At 48.1% G+C, this 22,600-nt stretch carries 19 protein-coding genes; 6 read left to right on the top strand and 13 right to left on the bottom strand.

The window, feature by feature from the left end:
- The first annotated feature begins 31 nt into the window (after positions 1–31).
- Positions 32–904: an aldose epimerase gene (locus MHH56_RS02810; protein ID WP_339206481.1), complete on the top strand. Its 873-nt coding sequence runs from the start codon at positions 32–34 to the stop codon at positions 902–904.
- 119 nt (positions 905–1,023) lie between these two features.
- Here the strand turns inward: MHH56_RS02810 and deoC are convergent, their stop codons facing one another.
- Together deoC and MHH56_RS02800 are read right to left on the bottom strand one after the other, a co-directional pair.
- Positions 1,024–1,713: a deoxyribose-phosphate aldolase gene (gene deoC / locus MHH56_RS02805; RefSeq protein ID WP_339206480.1), complete on the bottom strand. Its 690-nt coding sequence runs from the start codon at positions 1,711–1,713 to the stop codon at positions 1,024–1,026.
- Positions 1,649–1,822: a hypothetical protein gene (locus tag MHH56_RS02800; RefSeq protein WP_339206478.1), complete on the bottom strand. Its 174-nt coding sequence runs from the start codon at positions 1,820–1,822 to the stop codon at positions 1,649–1,651. The genes deoC and MHH56_RS02800 overlap by 65 nt, the downstream gene beginning before the upstream one ends.
- Positions 1,823–1,872: 50 nt before the next feature.
- Between MHH56_RS02800 and MHH56_RS02795 the strand changes: the two genes are divergently transcribed.
- Positions 1,873–3,657: a PAS domain S-box protein gene (locus MHH56_RS02795; protein ID WP_339206477.1), complete on the top strand. Its 1,785-nt coding sequence runs from the start codon at positions 1,873–1,875 to the stop codon at positions 3,655–3,657.
- A gap of 32 nt (positions 3,658–3,689) precedes the next feature.
- On the opposite strand, the gene MHH56_RS02790 is transcribed toward MHH56_RS02795, so the two are convergent.
- From MHH56_RS02790 to MHH56_RS02755, 8 genes are all read right to left on the bottom strand, one after another.
- Positions 3,690–4,886 (bottom strand): MFS transporter, encoded by a 1,197-nt coding sequence (locus tag MHH56_RS02790; RefSeq protein WP_339206475.1) that lies wholly within the window; start codon positions 4,884–4,886, stop codon positions 3,690–3,692.
- A 403-nt stretch (positions 4,887–5,289) separates the two neighbouring features.
- Positions 5,290–6,123 (bottom strand): carbohydrate ABC transporter permease, encoded by an 834-nt coding sequence (locus MHH56_RS02785; protein WP_339206473.1) that lies wholly within the window; start codon positions 6,121–6,123, stop codon positions 5,290–5,292.
- Entirely contained in the window at positions 6,113–7,021 is a 909-nt protein-coding gene (locus tag MHH56_RS02780) for a sugar ABC transporter permease (RefSeq protein WP_339206472.1), read from the bottom strand. Before MHH56_RS02780 ends, MHH56_RS02785 begins: the two co-directional genes overlap by 11 nt.
- Positions 7,022–7,126: 105 nt before the next feature.
- On the bottom strand, positions 7,127–8,461 hold the full coding sequence (locus MHH56_RS02775; RefSeq protein WP_339206470.1) for a sugar ABC transporter substrate-binding protein: 1,335 nt from the start codon (positions 8,459–8,461) through the stop codon (positions 7,127–7,129).
- A 180-nt stretch (positions 8,462–8,641) separates the two neighbouring features.
- Complete coding sequence (locus MHH56_RS02770) at positions 8,642–11,884, bottom strand: discoidin domain-containing protein (protein WP_339206468.1); 3,243 nt, start codon at positions 11,882–11,884, stop codon at positions 8,642–8,644.
- A 277-nt stretch (positions 11,885–12,161) separates the two neighbouring features.
- Positions 12,162–12,899 carry a response regulator gene (locus MHH56_RS02765; RefSeq protein WP_339206467.1) on the bottom strand — a complete coding sequence of 246 codons (738 nt, stop codon included), beginning with the start codon at positions 12,897–12,899 and terminating at the stop codon, positions 12,162–12,164.
- 11 nt (positions 12,900–12,910) lie between these two features.
- The gene (locus MHH56_RS02760) at positions 12,911–14,665 is read right to left on the bottom strand and encodes a sensor histidine kinase (RefSeq protein WP_339206466.1); all 1,755 of its coding nucleotides are present in this window, start codon (positions 14,663–14,665) and stop codon (positions 12,911–12,913) included.
- Between the two features lie 188 nt (positions 14,666–14,853).
- Complete coding sequence (locus MHH56_RS02755; RefSeq protein WP_339206465.1) at positions 14,854–16,209, bottom strand: FAD-dependent oxidoreductase; 1,356 nt, start codon at positions 16,207–16,209, stop codon at positions 14,854–14,856.
- A gap of 162 nt (positions 16,210–16,371) precedes the next feature.
- On the opposite strand from MHH56_RS02755, the gene MHH56_RS02750 reads away from it, so the two are divergent.
- Entirely contained in the window at positions 16,372–17,394 is a 1,023-nt protein-coding gene (locus MHH56_RS02750; protein WP_339206464.1) for a LacI family DNA-binding transcriptional regulator, read from the top strand.
- 93 nt (positions 17,395–17,487) lie between these two features.
- On the opposite strand, the gene MHH56_RS02745 is transcribed toward MHH56_RS02750, so the two are convergent.
- Positions 17,488–18,267, bottom strand: a complete 780-nt coding sequence (locus MHH56_RS02745; protein ID WP_339206462.1) for a sugar phosphate isomerase/epimerase — start codon at positions 18,265–18,267, stop codon at positions 17,488–17,490.
- Between the two features lie 146 nt (positions 18,268–18,413).
- Between MHH56_RS02745 and MHH56_RS02740 the strand changes: the two genes are divergently transcribed.
- A complete protein-coding gene (locus MHH56_RS02740; protein ID WP_339206461.1) occupies positions 18,414–19,256 on the top strand; it encodes an AraC family transcriptional regulator in 843 nt (280 codons plus the stop codon).
- 39 nt (positions 19,257–19,295) lie between these two features.
- Here the strand turns inward: MHH56_RS02740 and MHH56_RS02735 are convergent, their stop codons facing one another.
- On the bottom strand, positions 19,296–20,159 hold the full coding sequence (locus MHH56_RS02735; protein WP_339206459.1) for an AraC family transcriptional regulator: 864 nt from the start codon (positions 20,157–20,159) through the stop codon (positions 19,296–19,298).
- A 141-nt stretch (positions 20,160–20,300) separates the two neighbouring features.
- Between MHH56_RS02735 and MHH56_RS02730 the strand changes: the two genes are divergently transcribed.
- Positions 20,301–21,416: a glycoside hydrolase family 88 protein gene (locus MHH56_RS02730; protein ID WP_339206458.1), complete on the top strand. Its 1,116-nt coding sequence runs from the start codon at positions 20,301–20,303 to the stop codon at positions 21,414–21,416.
- Positions 21,417–21,539: 123 nt separating this feature from the next.
- Here MHH56_RS02730 and MHH56_RS02725 read toward each other — a convergent pair whose 3' ends face one another.
- Entirely contained in the window at positions 21,540–22,001 is a 462-nt protein-coding gene (locus tag MHH56_RS02725; protein ID WP_076268430.1) for a cupin domain-containing protein, read from the bottom strand.
- 212 nt (positions 22,002–22,213) lie between these two features.
- On the opposite strand from MHH56_RS02725, the gene MHH56_RS02720 reads away from it, so the two are divergent.
- Complete coding sequence (locus MHH56_RS02720; protein ID WP_339206456.1) at positions 22,214–22,576, top strand: hypothetical protein; 363 nt, start codon at positions 22,214–22,216, stop codon at positions 22,574–22,576.
- Positions 22,577–22,600: the final 24 nt, after the last annotated feature.

The raw sequence follows: 22,600 nt of genomic DNA, 5'->3' as shown, positions 1-22,600 counted from the left end.
ATGTCATGTATCTATTATTGGAGGGAAACAAGTGAGCAACTACGAAGTACGCAGCTATAAGGATACGTATACCTTGTATGAATTAACGGAAGAAAGCACGCAATCCCGCATCATCGTATGTCCAGAGCGCGGCGGTATCGTTATCGGCTGCCAGCTGCATGGACTAGAGCTCTTTTATTTGGACAAAGCGACGTTTGAGAACCCCACAGCCAATATCCGCGGAGGCAATCCGATCCTGTTCCCAATTAGCGGGCAGCTTGCTAACCAAACTTATGAGTGGAACGGTCAATCGTACACGATGGCTAACCACGGCGTTGCCCGTACTGCTGTATGGGATGTTGTCAGTACAAAAACGGATGGTGAGGCTTCGATTACAATCCGCCTGCAAAGCAATGAAGAGACGCTGCGCTCCTACCCTTTTGCATTCGAATTGTTGTTTACCTATGTACTGCAGGATGGTCAATTACATACGCGTCAGCTGTACCGCAATCTAAGCGAAGCTGCTGCGATGCCTTTTTATGCTGGCTTCCATCCTTATTTCGCCATTGATTCGGGTAAGAAGATCGCATATGAAAGCGATGCTACCCGCTATGTCGATTATAACGATAATGTAGAGAAACCATTTGATGGTGTTATCGACTTGGAAGGACTTGTGGAATCCGTATGCCTGCTCGATGCGAAGAAGAGCGAAATCTCCTTCGTCGCTTTGCAAGGCGCTCGCGTTCGCCTAACTTACGATGACATTTTCAAATATATGGTGCTTTGGTCCGTTAAGGATCGTCCTTTCGTATGTGTAGAGCCATGGATGGCTGAAAATGGTGAGCTTAACCGTCAAGAGGAGCTTGTCATGCTGAACGCTGGCGAAGAGCTGCATGCCAACATGACGATTAGCTGCGAACGTTAAGTCCCGCCTCTTTGGACGAACGATTCAGCCATTAAGCAAAAAAAGAGAGGGAAGCCTTGCAAGCCATGGGTTCGGTCCATGGTGCAAGGCTCCCTCTTTGCTTTTTTATGAGCAACGAACTAATAGCCTTCGCCTTGACCGCCTGTAACGATAGCGATGCCAGAGCTTGCTCCAATACGTGTAGCGCCCGCTGCGAACATTTGCAAGGCAGTTTCCCGGTCGCGTACGCCGCCGGATGCTTTCACACCGAGGTCAGGACCTACCGTACGGCGCATCAGCGCGATATCCTCTACCGTAGCGCCTCCCTTGCCAAAGCCCGTCGATGTCTTCACGAAATCTGCGCCAGCCTGTTTGCAAATTTCACATGCGACAACCTTTTCTTCATCCGTTAGAAGTCCCGTTTCAAGAATAACTTTAAGCAGGGCTTGTCCTTTAACCGCCGCAGCTACACCCTCAACATCACGCTTCACGCCTTCAAGATCGCCTGATTTCATCAAGCCGATGTTTAAAACCATATCTACTTCCGTTGCTCCAGCTTCAATAGCAAACCTCGCTTCTGCTGCCTTAGATGCCGTCATCGTCGCTCCTAATGGGAAACCAACGACTGTCGTTATGCCTACTCCCGATCCCTTTAGTTCTTCAGCAGCTGTTGCTACCCAGCCTGCATTTACGCAAACCGTTGCAAATTGATACTGCTTAGCCTCGCGGCAAATTTGAAGTACCTCATCCTTTGTTGCATCAGCTTTAAGTATTGTATGATCGATCATCGCCGCTATGTCCGCCGGCGATAAATTCATATCGTTGCTCATTTTGCTGCTCCTCCTCTATCATTTTGATTGCTCCAAACATTGCTCTGCCGGTACGCCTCATCCCTATCCTATCCAAACGAATGGGCGAGATACGCATGATACGTTTCATTATACGAAGCTTTGTTCAAAACAACAATAATATAGCGCCGAAAATACCACATGCTTACTTTTTTGCAGACGATCTTTCCTACAGAAGTCATGTGGACAAACGGATGGTTGTGTTCTATTCTTTACTATGTACTAACAAACTTATCCAGTCTGAACCGCAGAGAGGTGCGCAGCTTGACCTTGTTTTCGAAATCAAAGCGCGAAGCTGATTTATTCGGCAGCGCTTTTCATTATGCCTCAATAGGCATGGCATTAGTAGATTTAGATGGTCGTTTTATCGTAGTCAACCCTTACGCTCAAACGATGCTGGGTTATGAGGAGAAAGAGCTTGTCAATCTTACGTTTGCCCAAATTACCCATCCGGATGACTTGGAACAGGATTACCGCTACGTGAACCAGCTGCTCGAGGGCGAAATCGACACCTTTCAAATGGAGAAAAGATACTTCAAAAAGACCGGCGACATTGTAACCGTGCTTCTTTCCGTATCCCTTGTATATGACAGGCATGGCGCCCCCCGTCATTTTATATCGCAAATGATGGACATTACAGAGAAGACGCAAGCGGTGTCGGAAGTCAGGCAGCTTACGATGCGTATCTCCACTATTTTGGAGAGTATCTCAGATGCATTTTTCTCACTGGATCATGAATTTAAGTTTATCTATACGAACAATGCGACTCAGGAACTATTTAAGCGAAACAAGGAACAATTGATTGGTTATAGCATATGGGAGCTATTCCCTTGGCTCGCAGAGTCCATAAGCCATCTAGAATATAGATTGTCTATGGAAACCAATCAGTACCGCATGTACGAGCAATTTATTCCACGGCTTAATAATTGGTTTGAGTCGAATTTATACCCGTCCGAATTTGGGCTCTCCGTTCATTTTCGCCAAATTACAGAGCGAAAGCGAATCGCTGACAAGCTGCTGGAGAGCGAGAAGAGCTTCCGGCTGCTAGCTGAGAATTCAAGCGACATGATCTCCAAGCATGATCGAGATGGGTTATTTACTTATGTATCCCCTGCTTGCTATACGCTGCTAGGCTTTCGTGACGATGAGCTGATTGGATCGTCACCGTTTGTTTTGTATCATCCTGATGACAGAGGGAGAATGCTCGAAAATCAGGAGCTCATTTACAGCAACGTTGAAGCCAATACCATTACTTATCGCATGCGCCGCAAGGAAGGCATTTATCGCTGGCTCGAAACGACCTCCCGAGTCATTTATCATGATGGTGATCGCACGCAGACGATCGTTTCTGTCTCCAGAGACGTAACCCCTCGCAAAGAAAATGAGTTGAAAATGATTAAGAAGTATCAATTATTGCATAAGCTCTCGCATGTGGATGAGTTGACCAATATTGCAAATCGGCGAGTGTTTGATGAGTCTTGGAACAAGGAATGGCTGGAAGCGCAGCATCACCATATGCCGATCACGCTCATGCTGGGCGATATCGACAACTTCAAATTATTCAATGATACGTTCGGGCATCAAAAAGGCGACGAATGTCTCAGACAAATCGCCGCCGCATTGCGGAGCGCCCTGAAGCGTCCGCTTGATATTGTCGCCCGCTATGGGGGCGAGGAATTTGGATTTATTTTACCTCAAACGAGTGAAGAACGCGCCGCCAATATTGCATCTAGACTTCTGGAAGCGGTCAGGCAATTAAAAATACCGCATGCAGAACTATCGGGCTGTCCCCATGTCACGATAAGCTTGGGTTCAGCGACGTGGAAGCCGGGCTGCTCCGCTAAGCAAGAAGAGCTGTTTACCTATGCGGACAAAGCGCTTTATCAGGCGAAGCGCGAAGGAAAAGATCGATACATATCACACTAATTCCACGCGATCGTCGCTGCTGTTTTTCTCGGCTACGATCGTTTTGCTATTTCCGCCATACTCGCTTGCTTAAGCTGCTTCTCATACACGAAATATACAACTAAGTAAATGACGAAGAACAGACTGGATACGAGATACATCGTCGCATAATTCGACCATGTCGCGACTAGGCCAAGCAGCATGGCTCCGCTTCCGATTCCGATATCGAATGCATTATAAAAAGTTGCAGTCGCTACCCCTCTTCGCTGCGGCTCCACCCTGTCAATTACCCAAGCCTGCAAGCCCGGGAAAATAGCCCCGAAGCCCGCTCCATAAAACACCGCTGCAAGCAGCAATGTTCCAGTTGATTTGGTCATATAAAGGATTATGCAGCCCACGATACAAGATATTGCTGCAGGAAACAGTACCCAGAATCTCCCCTTCGAATCGAAAATCCGACCGCTGATAAAACGTATTAAAAATTCGCTTATAGCAAGGACAAGGAAGAAAAACCCTATATTTTGCACGCCTGTTTCTTTGCCGAACAATGTGATAAAGCTGATAACACCGCCTAGTGACAAACCTACAAGCAGTCCTAATAAAGAAGGCATAAGTGCTTTCGGCTCAATAAACCGCAGCATGAATGAGGTTTCCTTGGTGGACGCTATTTGCGCCTTTGCCCTCTCTTCTTTGGTGTCACCTTTGACGAAGGCCGTACAAACCATCGCAATCAGCAGTATACATGCCCCAACAATGAACAATACGGAGAAACCAAACTCCTCCATCAACCATATGCCAAGGAAGGGCCCAAGCGAAATGGCTACAGCATTTCCTGTACCGAAAAACCCCATGCCCTCTCCTCTGCGAGAAGCAGGTATAATGTCCGAAGCAACCGTTCCGTACAAGGTCGTTGAAATACCGAAGCCTACACCATGCACGATACGCAGCATAAGCATCATCGTAATCGTCACTGCGGCGTAATAGCTGGCCGTACCGATTAAACAAATGGCTACGCCGACGAGAAGCAGCAGCTTTTTGCCAAATTTATCAGAAGCCATACCAACAAAAGGTCTTAAAATAACAGCTGAAAAAGTAAATAAACCAATAATAAGTCCGATCTCAGCATCCGAGCCGCCTTTATTTGCCGCAAACATCGGAAGTGTAGGCAGCAGCATCTCCAGTGATAAGAACAAAAATAAATTAGATAAAATCAACAAAACAAACGGTTTGGTCCAGAGTGATTCCTTCACCTTATTAATTCCTCTCTTGTTGCTAATAGTCGTGCCTATATTTCCTATAATGGCAAATTGATCTTCTGCACAAAATGGCACTCCTACATGATATCAGCAAAATTGTTGTTCGTGACGATGTTTTATTCAAAGAAGGCAAGCTGACCGACGAAGAGTTTGATCAAATCAAGCTCCATCTATTATATTAGGGAAAGAGTTCTGTTTGGAATAATATTTGACAGAACCTATTAAAAAAAGCTCCAAAAGGAGCCTTATCATTACTCTTCTAGCTCACCAGTTTATTTATAATACCATGTTATCGACGTAAAGAATTACTCTTTTAACATATGACTTTTTTTCATTTCGAAGTAGCTGCAAAAAACAAACGTCAGTCCATTGTTGGGCTGACGTTTGTATGTGAATATTATTTCAAGCCCGTATTGGCAATGCCTTCAATAAACTTATTTTGAGCCAGGAAGAAAACAACCAGAATCGGGACAGTTGCTATGGTCGAAGCGGCAAGCAGCAGCGGCCAGTCCACGCCGGTATCCGTAGTAAGCAGCGATAAGCCGATCGGCAGCGTGAACAATTCCTTCGTATTTAAATAAATAAGAGGTTCAAAAAACTCGTTCCAGCTATTCATGAATGTAAAGATGCTTACGGTTGCCAATGCGGGCGTAGCAATCGGGAGCATAATCGACCTGAATGTGCGCCACGGCGAACACCCGTCTACTTTGGCTGCTTCATCCAGTTCAATAGGAACTGTAATTAGAAACTGACGTACGAGAAATACGCCGAACATCCCTCCCGCTCCAAGCATTGGCGGAAGAATTAGAGGAATATGCGTATCGATGAATCCGAGCTTTGACATCCAGTTGAATAAAGGAATGGCCGTAACTTCCGTAGGAATCATCATCCCGCTAAGCAGGAACAGAAAGATCACATTTTTGAATGGAAAGTGCAATCTGGCAAACGCATAGCCTGCCAATGCGGACAAGAAACATGTGCCTGCCGTGACGAGCACCGCGATATATATACTATTAAAAAAGTAGAGATGAAACGGCATTTCCGTAAACACGCGAATATAATTGAACCATTCCCAAGCCTCTGGTATCCATTGGGGCGGAAATAGAAACACCTCGGAATCCGTCTTCAAGGATGTGCTGACCATCCAAAAAAAAGGGAACAACACGATGAAGGAAACGATTGTTAGAACCAGATAGGATGCAAGGTTGGATGTTATCTTTTTATTGTTCATAATGTACCCATCTCTTTCTCAGTTTCCACTGTATCAAGGTCAGAACCAGGATAATGCTGAACAAAATAAATGCCAGTGCCGATGCATAACCGAATTCGTAGGAGCGGAACGCTTGTTTGAAAATGTAGAAGACCATCACGTACGTGCTAGTTCCCGGCCCTCCGCCTGTCATCACATAGATTTGTCCGAACACTTTAAGAGAACCGATAACGGTTATGATCGTTATCATGAATACGGCTGGCGTAATCATTGGCAATGTAATGGATTTAAAGGTTTCCCAGCGCGAAGCACCGTCAATTTTGGAAGCCTCGTAATAATCCTTCGGCACATCGTGCAGAGCGGCCAGGAAGATGACCATGTTCATGCCCACGCCTTTCAGTGCACTGACCACTATAACGGTAGGCATCGTCCACGTTTCCGAGAAAAGCCAGGCAATCTCCGTTCCACCAAACGTTCGGATCAGCAGATTGACTAATCCGCCGTCCGTAGAGAAAATAAACTTCCATACGATCCCCCAAACCACGAGGGAAACGACTACAGGCGTAAAGATCGCGGTCCGAAACAAGCCGATGCCCCATATTTTCCGTTTCAATAGCATGGCCAATAAAAGCGATAAAACAATGTTCAGCGGGACCAAGCCCGCAGAGAAATATACGGTATTCACGACCGTATCCCAGAAGACAGGATCATCGCGCATGGCGTAAATATAGTTTTCTAAACCTATATATGCTGTATTTCCAAATAACGACCAATTCGTAAAGCTCATCACGAAAGCGTAAACGATCGGGCCAAACAGAAAGATTATATATCCCGCCACAATAGGCAGTATAAATAAATACCCCATCCACATTTCTTTTGATTTCAAAGATGCTAAACCTGCAGACTTACCTCCGGCCATTCGCGCCTACCCCCTGTTGTCAATATGACGCAACCCTCCCTATAATTTACGAGATCGCCCTATTGTTCATATGGCGATCTCGCAATGCTCCATCGTTCTGGAAGGTTATTTCAATAGAGGATTAATGCTGTCTTCCATAATTTTCAACGCTTGCTCGGTTGTCGTGGAACCGAGCAATATCGCATCCATGTTTAATGTCACCTGCTCGTCAATCTTGACCCAGTTCGGATGGGAAGGCCTGATTTTACCTTCGGCCAACCGGTCGTACGCAGCCACTTTCATCGTTTCAACGGTCGGGAACGGGAACTTGTTGAGATACTCATCGGAGTACAGGACAGACTTTCTCTGCGGCACAAAAAACTGGGCTACTTTAGCTGCATTTTCCTTATTACTAATAAATTTTAAATATTCCAATGCTTCTTCCGGATACTCTGCGTCTTTGAAGATCGAATAGCCTCCAAAGCCGATAGGCACCGTGACGCCATGGTCGCCTTTCGGAAGCGGAGCAATATCCCATTCGAAATCGACTTTGTCACGATAAGCGCTTGTACGGGTAACGTTCTCAAACGCCATACCAAGCTTACCTGTATCGAAAGTTAACTGCTCACCGATGCTTGGATGCGCTTTCTTATCGAGCAGCCCTTTAAAGAGATTGATCGCTTTGGCCGTCTCCGGCGTGTTCATAGCGAATTGCGTTGTGTCTTCGTTGAAGATTTCGCCACCCATCGCCCAAATCAATGGAATTAGATTGTCGGACCAGTTGGAGGAACTTTGTATGAACTTCACGCCGTATACCCCTTCTTGCGGTTTGGAGATCGCTTCGGACGCTTTGACCATCTCATCGTAAGTCCAGTTGCCCTCTTCATAAAGCTCCATTGGCGACTTCAATCCATTCGCTTCAAACAGTTTTTTATTGTAGAAAACGACCTGAGGCGGCGTAGAGAATGGAATGCCGTAGAGTTTGCCGCCCTTTTCAAATGCAGTGAGCGTGGATGGTATTATATCATCGAACGCATAAGCCGTGTCCTCTTTCACGGACGAAATATCAAGCAGCTGGCCCCCATTCATAAATTGTGGAATCATGCGCTCTGAGATCCATACGATATCTGGCGAGGTTTTGGTCGCTGCCATGATCGCCAGTTTCTGCTGGTAGTCCGCCCACGGAATCACGGAAGTTTTGACTGTCACATTCGGATGGAGCTTCTTGTATTCCTCAGCAAGCTCGTCATACAACGCCACCTGGGCATCACTGCCCCAAACGGACATTTCAAGCTCTATAGGATCTTTTGACTCAGCAGCCACTTCCGTACTCGGCGTATTGTTCGCTTTTTCCTTGTTTGCCATTGCGGCGCCATTATTGTTATTTCCTTTTCCTCCACATGCGCTCAGCAATCCGAGCAGCAATACAACAGACAGCAAGACAAACCCATATTTCTTCATTTTTATGCCCCTCTCTACGTTTGTAATCGCTTTCTATCACTAGTATAAATCTGATGGCTTCCAGAAAAAATAACACGAAATCGAGAAAAACTATGTAAATTCGAGTACTTTAATAGAACCAGTTGAATAACAGAACATCGGCCTAAGCCCGCGTAACAAGGACTTAGGCCGAGAAGGTTCCTAATCGTTGACGAAGCCGACAAACACCTCATTGATTCTGGCCATCATATCGTTCAAATTGCCGTTGCCCCATGACGGACGGACAAAATGGAAGCGCAAGGCAGTCGTCACGACGGGGTTTTCCAAATTCAACGTCGTATACTGACCCAAAAAAGCGTCCTGATCATTATTTCGGACTTCGGCTATCGTCTTCCATTCTCCGTCTTCCAAGATCTGCAGATCAAAATCTCTGACATGCCAGTTGGCCGAGCCTATAACCGGTACATGTCCGCTCCACAGCTTCACTTGGTTGATCGTTTGCTCCGTTGTCCAGCCCAGCATCAGATAAGGTATTTGGGAGCCGTTTGATATCCACCGGGTTTCCAAGTTTCCGTCAAGTACTCTATCTTTTGTATTTGTACCCAGCGTTGAATCGACCGACAACTGCGCAGTAATCGCCAGATTATTGGTTACATTAAGAATGAACTCTCCAGTGCGAGCAACGCCATCCAAGAGAACAGTTGCTTGCAATGCTGCTTCTCCAGCGTGAAGCGCGGTAACCACGCCCGTATGATTAACAGTCACTATATCCGGCGTCAGACTTATAAAAGATATGTCCGCATTTTCCAACGAAACGTCCGATCCTGTATTGTATGTGCCGGTCACATGCAGTTGGGTAGTCATGCCCGGCACCAGCTGCGAACGATCCGCCGTTACCGCTACGGCCGCAAGTTCAACGGGAGGGTAAGTTTCAACCCGCAGGTAAGGCCTAAAGCTGGAGTCGGATCCATTGTATAAATGCGTCAAGTAACCGGTTTGATTGGCATTCTGGGCATAAGCAAGCGATATCGTCCGATCGCCATCCAGACGTTCTTGCACGAGCACAGTCGCATCGAATACATACCAGGCGTACTCGCCTTTATTATTCAGCTGCACAGTCGAGAGCTTCTGACCAAGCTCTGGCGGAGACTGGTACGTATTCCATTGCATGGTATCGCTGTCCCAGTCATTGCTATCCACTGCATAGAGAGAAGTTGCAGCCCCCGTCTCTCCAGCAGGGCTCTCTAGCGCTTGTCCATACACATAGAGCCATGCGGTAGCCAGCTTGCCTTCAATGGAATTCAGATCGAATTGCTGATAGCTTCTCACCGATTCGCTATCATCTCCGCCTTTAATCTGTAAGAGATTCGCAACCGTGGCGTTCTGAGCATTTTTCTGTACGCTTGCCGCCCTGGTCGCCGGTATCCGTTCGGAAACCGCCACTTTATTCTCATAATCCGTCCCGGTATTTCCACTGATCTCATTGCCGAAGAGACGAATATTCGTGCCGTGTGAGATCATAACGCCATTCGTATTTCCTGTAACATGATTGTCCTGAATGACAATATTCTCGGGTATGCCTGCGCCGTTCCCGGCGTTGGTCGGATCGCCGTCGTCTTTCATTGCAATTATACCCCAGAAGTCGGGAGCCGTATTGTTCACGATCTGATTGCCCTTCACAATCGTTCCGGGCGCATTTTTCAGACGTATTCCCTGGCTCCCCGCGTTCGTGAATCCGGTAATGATATTATTCTCGATAATCGTATCAGGAGATCCTAAGTACACCTGTACCCCATACCGTTTCACATTCTCGATTAAATTGTTATGAATGTAATTGCCTGGTCCAGCGGCATCATGCGTAGCGCCCGGATTGCCGACGCCGACAGCCGCTTCGCCGCCGCCAACGATATGATTGTCTCTTACTTCATTCATATACTCGTCTTCTCCGTGGAAATCGATAGCGTCTAATGCCGAGTTCAAGTAGTAGTTTTTTTCAATGAGATTGTTATGGGTGTAAGAATGCGCCATCGTTCCGTGACGAAGATAGGGACCGATAAACTCGTTGTTGCGAACAACATTGAAACGAGAGTCGTCATTTCTGCCGAGCCGGCTTTCCTTGGACTTGCCTTCGATGGAAACGCCATAACCGTTTCCGCCCTCGGCTAAGTTCGTCGCATTGCGAAAAAGCGAATTTTCCACAATAACATCATGACTGTTCGTAATGACAACGCCGATCCGTTGAAACTTCTCGATCGTCAGTCCATCCAGTGTAATGTTATAGGACGGTTTGCCGGAAGCGGCGGTAATCATGATCACCTGCTTAGGTCCACCCCGATCCGGATTCGCAACCGACGTATTCGTTGAATAATTCAAGTCCCAGCTGGACGTAATTGTCATGTTGCTGATCTTAATATTGTTTTGTCCGGCCATGCGGAATACGATGCCTTCAACCGTAGCATATTCTCCCTGTTCATTAGCATGGTCGGAAACCAGCAGAACGCCATCCTGGCTCTCGCCGCGCATCTGCACGCCGGATTTCATAATGAAATGGGTAACTCCGTCCCTATCTGTGCTCGTTAATTGATAGTGTCCGTTCGGAATATACACTTCGTCCCCAAGCGTCGCTGCAGCCAGTGCAGCCCGGATAGCTTGAGCGTCATCTATTCCGTTGTCGGCAGGATCGGCGCCGAAGTCCAGGACATTATACGTAGTGCCGGTCACTGTCTGAGCCTCATGCGGCACATGCGGTGCGCCATCCGCATAATAGAGACCTGCTTTTGTCGGAATTGGGGAATCCGGATCCGGTCCCGTTGGCGGAATCTCCACATCCCTTAATATAAACCCGTCCACATGGGGAGGGTAAATCTGAATTTCTGAAATGCTTGTCCATTCGCTTGCTCCGCGCCCGACAACCCGTACATAACGGGCGGTGACGGCTTCAAAACCAAAGGCCTCAACCTGGATCGTAGTGCCGCTGCTATCGCCGCTGTATATGCGGGTCCAGTTGGTCTGGTCGTTAGAAACCTCGATATCAATAGTCTTGCTGCGATTGTCTCCCCGGTAGAAAGCGACTCCCAGATAAGAAACCAGCTGTTCCGAGCCCAGATCCAGCTCAATCCATTGCCCGTCATCATACGCCGACCACCTTGTCTGAATATCCCCGTCAATGGCATATTCCGGAATATTGGAATCGCTGCCGCTGGCCCTATAACCCGCGATCGTCAGCGGGGTTGCGCTCGTCGTCTCCATGACGTGAACATCGAATGGCGGTTCCGGCGCAACACTGTAATCGTCCGGGGCGCCGTTCTCGAAATCCTCGAATACGATTTGGTTGGCAGACTCCGCATCGGCTTCGGCCTGCACGCGGCTCGAGCCCATCAAACCCGTGAACAGCATACTCAGGATTAATAATAACGCTGTAGATCTTTTTGCAAGACTAGTCATTATCCACCACATCCTTTCTTTCATGTCATTTCATTAGTTCTTCTCTTACAGTTTTTCTGTAAGCGCTTCCAACTAAACCCAGCCCAAGCTTCCGCTTACACCTCCCGAATATCCGAATGTAATCCTTCTGTCGCAATACATGAAGTCTCTGCACCAATTGAAAGCGCTTAACAATAAGTATACAAGTCAGCCTGTCAGTGAAAAACAACGTATTTTCGAGAAAAACTACGATATTCATAGCATCTGTTTTGTTTGGTGCTCAAAGATCTGACCGGCCTCAACTCAGCGGCCTTTTTCTATATTCAGTAGGCTTCGCTCCACAATGCTGCCGAAACACGGCCATAAAGTGATTGGCGCTGGCATAGCCGCAAAGGTTGGCGACCTCGTATATTTTCAGATGTGTATGGGTCAGCAGCTCCTTGGCTTTACTCATCCGGCAGGCCGTCACATAATCAGAATAGTTTTGTCCGGTTTTCACCTTAAACAATGTGGATAAATATTGATGATTCAAATGCACCTGCTCCGCAATGAATGGAAGTGAAACATCCTGATCCAGACAAGAGACGACCAGTTCCTTCACTCTTCGAATCGTCAGATCTTCATGGGCTGCTTCGGCGTTAGGCGTCTCTACCGCCCGCTCGCGGTCCAGCCGCGCTTTCAAATTCAATAGAAAATGGGAAAGCTCAATCCGGTCCACCGGCTTCAGGATGTAATCCGACGCATTGTGACGCATCGCCGCCTTGGCATAAGTGAAATCTTCATGCCCGCTGATGATTAATACAGGAAGGCTCGGATACAACCCCCGGACATGCCGCAATAACTCGATTCCGTTCATCTGGGGCATACGGATATCCGTAATCAGCAAATCTACCGATTGCATTCTGAGAAGCTCCAGCGCAGCGATACCGTGCTCCGCTTCCGCGGTTACCCTGTAACTGCCGATCACTTCCTCGATCATTATCTTTAACCCTTCCTGAATTTTCTTCTCGTCTTCTACCAGCATTACATTGTACATTCCAATTCCCCCTATCGTAATGGCAGCCGGATTCTCCATTGTGTTCCGGAGGCCTCATCGCTCTCCACGCTTAAGCCGTATTCCACACCATAAAGCAGTTGAATGCGATGGTGAATATTTTTGATGGCATAACCTTTCAGCGTATCTCCAAACTTTGGACGGCTGCCGTCCCGCTCCGGCTTGCACAACATCTGATGGCGAACCTCCAATAAACGTTGCGGCGGCATCCCCACCCCATTATCCTGTACAGTCAGGAGCAAATCCTGTTCCAGCACGGATGCCCTGATCGTTATCGTTAATCCGCTATTGCCCATTCCGTGCTCCAATGCATTCTCAACCAGCGGCTGAAGCAGCAGCTTTGGTACAAGACAAGATTCGAAGGACGGATCCACATACATTTCCGAATTCAGCTTCTCGCCATGCCTGGATAACTGAATTTGCAAATAAGCGTTAACGAACCGTATCTCCTCCTTCAATTGCACCGGTCGTTCCTGCTTGTCAACCGTGTATCTCAGCATTTTCCCCAAACTGGCAACAATATCGCTGATTTCGAGATTTCTCTCCTTCAGCGCCTGCATGCTTACCAATTCCAACGTGTTGTACAGAAAATGCGGATTAATCTGGCTTTGCAGAGCCGACAGCTCGGCTTCGCGTTCGCGCAGTTTCGTTTCATATACCTCCTTGACCAGCCGCTCCACTTCCGTCACCATCAGATTGAAACCCTCAGCCAATTGCCCGATTTCATCGCGATTCATCAAGCTCAAATCTGCCCGTTCGCTGAAAGCCCCGTCCTTTACCCGCCGCATGCGCGACTGAAGATAACGGATCGGCCTAACCAGCCGCTCTGACGTGAAAATCGCAAGCAAATAGGCAATGATAAGCGATATGACTGAAATGAGGATCGTAAATCCGACGATTTCCTTGCCGCCCCGTTGCAAATCGGCTATCGGGATAAGTCCGTGAATATTCACTTTCGTTGATTTGGAGTGCATGGTTGTGTACAGATAAGTCTGGCCGTTCCAATCTATCGTTCCGTCCCCCGGACCAATATCCGGGAAATTAACCGGTTCATCCGGAAATAACAGCTCGCCGTTATCCTTTGTCAAGTAAAACTGGCTGTTTTCGCTGAGCCATACTTCTGACAATAACGCTTCGAGCTCTTTCATGTTAAAATCAATTTTGACGACCCCAATGCTTTGGCCCGTTGCAGGGTGATTCAATGCTCTGGCAGCGGAAATAACCCGTTCCGATCGTTTGTAATAAGTCGTCTCGTGAGGTTCAATAATGACAAGCCTACCTTCCGCATCCAGCACCTCCTGCATCCAGCTATTCCCTTTCTCGTTCCAATAACGCTGCGTCAGTTTTTCTTGGACGCTGAACATAATGCCGTCGCGGGTGAAAAAGATCATTCGTTCAATTCCGGGCTGATCCAATGTGAGCGAAGCCGCTACTCTTGCCATTTTGGTAATTTCCGCCGACGGAATAAGCTTCTCCTCGCCTGGTTCTTCATAACTGTGCTTCTCCAAAATCCGCAGCACGTCTTCGTTATACAAGGGAGCCACAGTTATTCTGTCTGCGTCTTTTATCGTATTTTCCAAATTAATTTTCACTTGATTCATAATTTGCATGGAGTACGCCCTGGAGTTTTTTTCGGTTTCCTCCGCAAATTTATTGTAAGTGCTGATTCCGCTTATCAGGAATGGAATGGTGATAAGCAGAACGAACATGGTAATAAATTTGGCTCGTATCGAAATATACCGCTTCATTTCACCGATTCCTCCTGACAGATTCTAAACTTAAGCAGGTACTATCACATGGTAAAAAAGGCCGCTCATCCGGTAGAATGTTTGTTTTCCAACAAACTTCCGATACGAGGCGACCTTATGAAAAAGTCTACCATGTCCCAATTATTACTTCAATTGAATTTGGCCGTAATCTTGCTGGCGGATGCGCGCTATACAGTCTGACCACTGCGCAGCAGCGCGCCGTTATGAATGAGCCGCTCCTGCAGCTGTCCAATGTCGATTTTTCCCGGTGATATACCCTGCTCCCATGCCATTGCTGCCGCCGTACCCGCAGCCTGTCCCGTCGCCATGCAGCTAGGTGTCAGACGCGTCGTTGCCAGCGCCTCATGCGTCGTCGAGATGCAGCGGCCTGCCACAAGCAGATTGTCAATCCGCTTCGGCAGCAAACAGCGGTAAGGAATATCGTATGCCCCGTCTCCCTGGACCCATGCGGCCTGTACGCCCTTGCCGGATGGATCGTGAATGTCGATGGGATAGCCGCTTCGTGCAATGCAATCGTCGAAAGCGCGTCCATCTACAACATCCTGTACCTGGAGTGAATAGCAGCCGTCTATTCTGCGGCTCTCGCGTATGCCGATTTGCGCTCCGACCGAAGAGATGGAAGCGTTCTCGAAGCCTGGCAAGCAGCGGGTCATGAAATCAGCGACCATGCGCACCTGCTTCCTGCCCTGCACCTCTCCTTCCGTCAAATCCTCCAGTTCAGTTCCGTCCAGCCCTTGAACACGAGTCGTATTGACAAGCACTTCGTCCGGTCCCGGACCTGTGAAGAAAAGGACCTGGTCTCTGTTAATGGGCAGGTCAGCCTCCTTCCAATGCTTGAAGTAACCCAATACGCCGGACAATGGCAGTTCCTCCAGCTCATCGAAAGGCGTCTTCTTGTAAAACTCGTCCGGATGGTCGATCATATACCGTTTAACTCTCGCCAGGTCAACGCCTCTCATTCGGAACTTCATCGTCATCGGCTGCGTCAAATTGTCGCTGTCGCGTCCTTGCAAGCACGGCGCGCCTGAGAGATAGGCTAGATCGGCGTCCCCTGTCGCATCGATGAACTGCTTCGCTGAAATTTCGTACTTCCCGGACTTGGTAGCGAGTCGTACCGTTTCAATGAGGCCTTCCCTGGTCTGCACTTCGTCCATGAAGCTGTGCAGCAGCACCTTCACGCCCGCCTCGCGCAGCATATCGATAATTAACACCTTATACACTTCAGGATCATAAGGGGTGATCGTCTTTACAAAGCCTACCGTATCGCGAACGTGACCGGGCGAAGCTCCCTCGGCCATCAAGCGATCTACAATTTCCTGCGCCGTTCCGGCAATGACCTGCTTGCCATCCATCGTGTGAAAGGTCATCCATGGATAGACTAGAGCAGCAGTCGACATGCCGCCAAGAAAACCGTATCGTTCAATCAGCAGCGTTCGCGCCCCGCTTCTTCCAGCTGCCAGCGCCGCATTGATGCCCGCCGGCCCTCCGCCGCATACCACAATATCCGTCTCTATTTTTCTCATGCTTAACCCCTCCTCTGAAAGTACTTTCATTATAGGAGCTGGGGGGACTTCTAAAGTAGTTTAAGTTTAGTTTAAAATAGAGCAATCAAGCGTTAGCGTGGACGATAGCTTTACGTTCGCATCCCCTAACCAAACGAAGAAAAGTGGAAGGCGGTTTTGAAATTGGGAACTCGTAAATCGATTACTCTGCACGATCTTTCCAAAGAACTTGGTCTTTCGATTCAGACCATATCCAAGGCGCTGAGCGGACAAGCCGGCATGTCCGAGGAAACGCGGAGCCGCATTATTCGAACAGCCTTCGTACGCGGCTATTTGACTGTATCTCAGGCACGTGAGATGGTCAGCCGCGGCATCGCGCCTTATCCTGCCTTCCAGTTTCGATTTGTATTGATACAATCCCGGCAATCTATGAATTACAACGTATTGTTGACAGAGGGGTTAAGAGAGAGGCTCGATCAATTGGAGCATCGACTGGAAAGCTATGTGCTGGATGAGGATGTGCCAGATCACGCATTCTCGGACTGGATGGAGCAGCGTAATTTGCCGACGGCGGACGGTCTGTTCATCGCGCCCCGGCTGCTCTCGGACTCCACGGAGCGCAAGCTGTTCGAGCTGCCTTTACCCAAGGTGCTGATTAATTATCCGAGACCGCTTTCCCGAATCGACAGCGTGATCTGGGATGTGTTCGAAGCCGTCTGCATGGCCGTGGACCGACTCGCGCAGCTTGGCCATACCCGTATTATGTACGTAGGAGATATTCACAGCCAGCGGGGGTATACAAGAAGATGGCAGGCGTTTGAGGAAATGATGGGTGAGCTTCAGTTGGATCATGACGCAGAACTGCAAATAACAGACGTTTGGGACGAGTGCATGCTGATCGACAAGCTGCGCAGCAGCCAACCAACAGCAATCATTGCCGGCATCGATGAAGATATCGTAAGGTTGTACGACAGCCTTACCTCCCTCGGTTATCGCATCCCGGAGGACATCTCCCTAGTCGGCTTGGCCAACGGACCGGTGGCGGCGATACCGCATTTAAGCCGCCCTCAGCTTCTGATCAGGGAGACCGGATATAAAGCGGCTGACAAAATGCTGTGGCGCCTCGCCAACAATGGCGAGCCTTGCGAGCATATTCGTATTGCCGGCCCTTTCCATAACGGGCAAACCATCCGGCGCTTCAGCTGAGAAGCGCCGTTATCGTTTGATGTTCGGACGAGCTGCTATACCGGTTGTTCGATTCGCGGCTCACTGAGGTCCGCCTTTTCCGCAGTCGCGTTCTCAGGCTTCACCGAACAGAGTCGGTTGCAAATTTGACATTAAATGATATAGATTGGTAAAGCTAGTTTGCACGCAGCCCATCGGTGCTGTTCTGCAAACATCCTGTTCTACTACGTACCACTCGACTCCGTTCTCCTCTCCCCAGCGAATAATCGGTTCGAATTCAATCAATCCTGTACCGATTTCCGCAAAGGCCTGCTCACCGTCCGCGGTCATATCCTTCATATGGATAATCGGCATCCTGTCCGCATAGGGCTTGAAGAATGATGCAGGCTCAAAACCACCCTTCTGAAGCCAATATACATCAAGCTCTGCAAGGATTTCATTGTCTGCACCAGCCTCAAGCAAGTACGAAAGCGCATCCTGCCCCTCTATCACCGTTTCAAATTCAAAAGCATGATTGTGATAGCTGATTCGGAAGCCTTGACCCTTCAGATGCTTCGCAATACCATTCAAATCTTTCTTCAGTTGTTTGTATCCACCTTCATTTCGCAGCTCAGCGGGAATACTCGGGCAAATAATATCCCGTGTGCCAAACAGCCTAGCGTCCGAGACCACTTTGCCTATGTTCGCTACAATGTCATGGAAACCAACATGCATGCCTGCGGTCTTCAATCCAACTTCGTCCAAAACCGCTTTGAGTTCCTGCGGGTCATAGCCTTGAAAGCCCGCAAACTGTACGCCGCCATAGCCAATTTGACTTATTTTACGAAGAACTCCCGGGAAATCTGCAAGGCACTCCTCGCGAAGCGTATACAATTGAACCGCAATCTTATCCATTAACAAACTACCATCTCCCTTCAATTCATTAATCCCCAGTATAGTGACAACTGATTTAGAAGTGAATATCCGATTCTCTGCTTGTTGACTTATTTTGCAACATTTATGATAGTAGAAATAGTTTACTCACTTGGAGGTGGCAGCAAATGATGGACGCATCGTGGATCGATTGCCTGTTGATCGGTTATTCTCATCATACTTCTCCATTCACCGGCTCCTTACAAAAGGGTACAGCCGACAATCGCTTGCTCCTGCGCTTCCAGGTAAAAGGGACATGCCGTGTCGAGATTAATGACGAGACATTTGTTGTGCAACCCGGTGATCTGATCATCCGCAAGCCAGGGGAATACTACCGGTTAGTGGTTGAGGCCGATAAAGACGCTGAAGCCTCTCAGCCCATTGAGAGTGCCGATTACTACTTATCCTGCAGCGGAGTATGGACTCAGCAGTGGTGCAGCAGAAATAATTTTCCAAGCAAGGTTCATCTGGATACGGCGGAAGACTTCTTGGCAATGTGGAGAAAACTGATGTATGAGAAGCGGAATATTCATGGGGATAATGCGGAAATGATGGACGCTTTGATCAAAGTTTTATGTCTAACTATCGAGAGGTATGTTAGGAAGCAGACGGTGGCGGCCTCCAGGCCTGAGCTCAACATTCCTTACAAAATGAAGCAGTATTTGGAGAAGCATGCTACCGATCCTCTGACGCTGACCCATATCGCCGAACGTTATGGCATCAGCGTATCGACAGCCTCCCACTTGTTTAAGCAAGCGTTCGGGCAATCTCCAATGCGATATGTCATTGAGATCAGGCTGTCTATCGCCTCGGAGAGAATTCTATACAGCGACATGAAACTGGAAGATATCGCCGAAGCCTCCGGGTTTCGCAGCTATCCTTATTTCAGCCGCGCCTTCCGGAATCATTTTCACACCAGTCCCAGCAAATACCGCGTTCGGAACCAGCTTCGCATGGTAGAGAATCCTTAACTTGGAACGAAGCATCTATTATATTACCGCTGCTCCCCGCTACAGCCTTAGGCGGTATTGATGCGGAGACACGCCCATAATCCGTTTGAACAGGCTAATAAAATAAGAGGTGCTCGTAAACCCTACCTGCTCGCCGATCATTTCTATGGATTTGTTTGTCGTTTGAAGCAGACTGCAAGCCTGCTGCATTCTGCGGGCTGTCAAATAACCGGTAATGCTGCTACCCGTCTCTTGCCGAAACAGCCGGGACAAATAAGATTTTGACATATGGAGTTCGTCCGCAAGCAGCTCCAGCTGGAAGGGCTCTCCGTAATGATTTTCAATCCATGCCATAACACGTTCCGATTGTCGAATCGGCTTCATATGTTCCTCCTGCTTGGGCCCCGGAATAACCTTTCGTTTAATTAACGACAACACCTTTAACAAATAAAGCGCGCTCTGCTCTTCGTTGCTGCTGGCGGAGGAAGCTAGCAGGCTATTCTGAAATGCGGAGCATGCGGTATTCAACTCTTCATTGCAATCGATCATATCTATGCCCTGCAAAGCGATAAGCCCTTGAAGCATTCGTTTATAGACGTCATAAAGAGCCGGAAACGCTCTTAAATAGCCCTTCATAAATACAGGGTCGAAATGAAAGACGCTGCGTTCATATGGCCGGCTTTCATCCACCTCCACATAAACATTATGCAGCTGATAGGGCTCGAAATAAAACAACATCCCTGGCTTAAGCTCGTATGTCTTCTGATTGACGGTAACCGAGCCGTGTCCCTGATGCACAGCCAACACCTCGAAACCCCTATGAAAGTGGTAATACCCCTCAAAATCTTGCTGCGACCAGTTGCGGTATGACCAAAGAAAAGATAGTCCCCCGTAGTCCATTTCCTGAAACAGCGTCCCCTTCACTGACTGCACCCCTTCATTTCAACAAGTCAACAGAACAACATTTTTAACCATTGTAGCGTAACTTTGTCCATTTGTCAGAGACTATAATGATAGCAAGCAGCTTAACCACAATCATGGGTCAACGAGGAGGCTTACTACAAAATGAATCAGGCATACAAAGAAAAAATATTGGTGCAATTAACCGAAAAGGTAGAGCACATGATAAACCAAATTGGAGATAAAACGCCTCATGTGGCAAAAACCAACGGCATCTATGACGACACAGACGATAACTGGTGGACGTCCGGCTTCTGGCCCGGCATACTCTGGGTTATGCATGATGCAACAGGGAAAGAGTCATTCAAGGCAGCTGCTTGGGAATGGGACGCCAAGCTGGAGCGCTGCTTCTGCGAGCATCCGGTACAATTGCATCACGATGTCGGCTTTCAGTTTCTGCCGACTGCTGTCATCAAATACGAATTAACGGGCGATCAGGAAGGTCTGCGAATCGGTTTGGAGGCGGCAAACTTCCTAGCGGGCCGATTCAACGTGAATGGCGAGTTTATTCGTGCGTGGAACGGGCAAGAGGCCCTCGGCTGGGCCATTGTTGATTGCATGATGAATATCCCCCTATTGTTCTGGGCAAGCCGCACGACTGGCGACCCGCGTTACAAGCATATCGCGATACGTCACGCGGACACCTTCCTCCGTTACGCCATTCGCGAGGACGGCTCGGTATGTCATATTTTATCTTTTGATCCGGAGACGGGCGCGTTTATAGAACCGCTGGGCGGTCAAGGCTTTTCCGGCTCTTCAGCGTGGAGCCGAGGCAATGCCTGGGCGCTTTATGGCCTCGCGATTGCTTACCGATGCACCGGACTTGAGCGTTATTTGCACGCGGCGAAGCGGGTTGCGCATTACTTTGTCGCCGCCCTGCCGGAAGACCGTGTGCCGTATTGGGATTTCCGCGTAGAAAACATAGAAAACGAGCCGCGCGATACTTCCGCTGCCGCCATCGCAGCATCCGGTCTGCTCGAACTTGCTGAGCTGGTTCCATTCGCGGAACGTCGGATCTATAACGCGGCTGCTGAGAGAATCCTGTATTCACTGAGCGTGAATTATGCAACCTGGGACAATCCGGACCATGAAGCAATTCTTCTCCAAGGCACCGGACATAAGCCTGAAAACGCCAACATCAACGTATCGCTTATATACGGAGACTACTACTTCGTAGAGGCATTCGCCAAGCTTAACGGCTGGAGCCACAGAATCTTTTAACCAGCCTCGTTCCTTTGGTCATAGCAGGCCACGTACGAAGTTTCTTAATTGCAAAATAAGAGCCATCCGGGAAAGAAACTTCACTCCTCGGATGGCTCTTCAACATTTATTTAATGATCGTAATTATCGCTTAATGAGCTGGAAATCATCATAATGAAAACCCGGAGCAACGACACATGAAACAAGTACAGGCTCGTCCCCTAGCAGGTGGGACATTTGCCATTCGTTAGCCGGCACTAATGCTTGCGGCTGATGACCTGCCAGCACATCAGGTCCAACAATAATTTCTTTTCTGGTTTCCGGCGCATCTTCGGTACCGCCAAGCGTAAGCATTAATGGACTGCCCGAATGCCACATCCACAGCTCGTCTGAATAAACCTTATGCCAATCTGAAAACTCACCTGGATGAAGCATAAAATAAATTGATGATGCTGCGAAGCGTGGTCCTGAATAAGGAGCTCCAAGCACCTCCTGCGGTATTGTGAAACCAGCCTTCCAAATTTCCTTGTACCAGCCGCCCTCGATATGCTCCTTCAAACCAAGCGTTTGTACGAGCGGTGACAATTGTTTCACTTCTGCTCCCATCCATTTCAACCTTCTTTCTCTCTTTTTCGTTCTATTCGCCTTAAAAAAATCGTTTACTTATTTTATAACGCTTAGGGTCTATCGTCAATTTATTAAACAGCTGGGAATAGAGGGCAATAATCAATTTTTCTTTGTTAATATGTAACATCGCCTTTTTAATTTTCTATTTATAAGTTATACTTATATTAACGAAATCTTTTGGAGGTGGACAGATGAACAATGGCATACATGATTTCAGCCCTATTAGCCGCAAGCATTTAATGAACTTGTTCCTTATTGTTCCGCTGCTGCTCGCAGCGCTGTTCGCCTACCAAGCAGGCAATATGTTTGAGTTAACAGCTGGTGCAAGCCGCATTACTACGGCAGCCAAATATGCGACGTCAACCGTACGCAAACAGAGCACCACTGCCACAACATTTTTACCTGAAAACGCACTCGTTGCCGCCTATATGCATGCTCTCATGCTTATTTATTGGCGTTCCACAACCCTATCCGCACTCGTCACTACTTATCGACAGAGATTGCGCGATCTGCTCATGACTCCGATTAAATTCACTTCCCATTTCGTTGGTTAATCCTCTCATTTTGTTCGTATACTA

Source organism: Paenibacillus sp. FSL K6-3182, from assembly GCF_037976325.1.
Classification (GTDB): domain Bacteria; phylum Bacillota; class Bacilli; order Paenibacillales; family Paenibacillaceae; genus Pristimantibacillus.
This window is presented reverse-complemented; position numbering and strand designations above follow the sequence as displayed.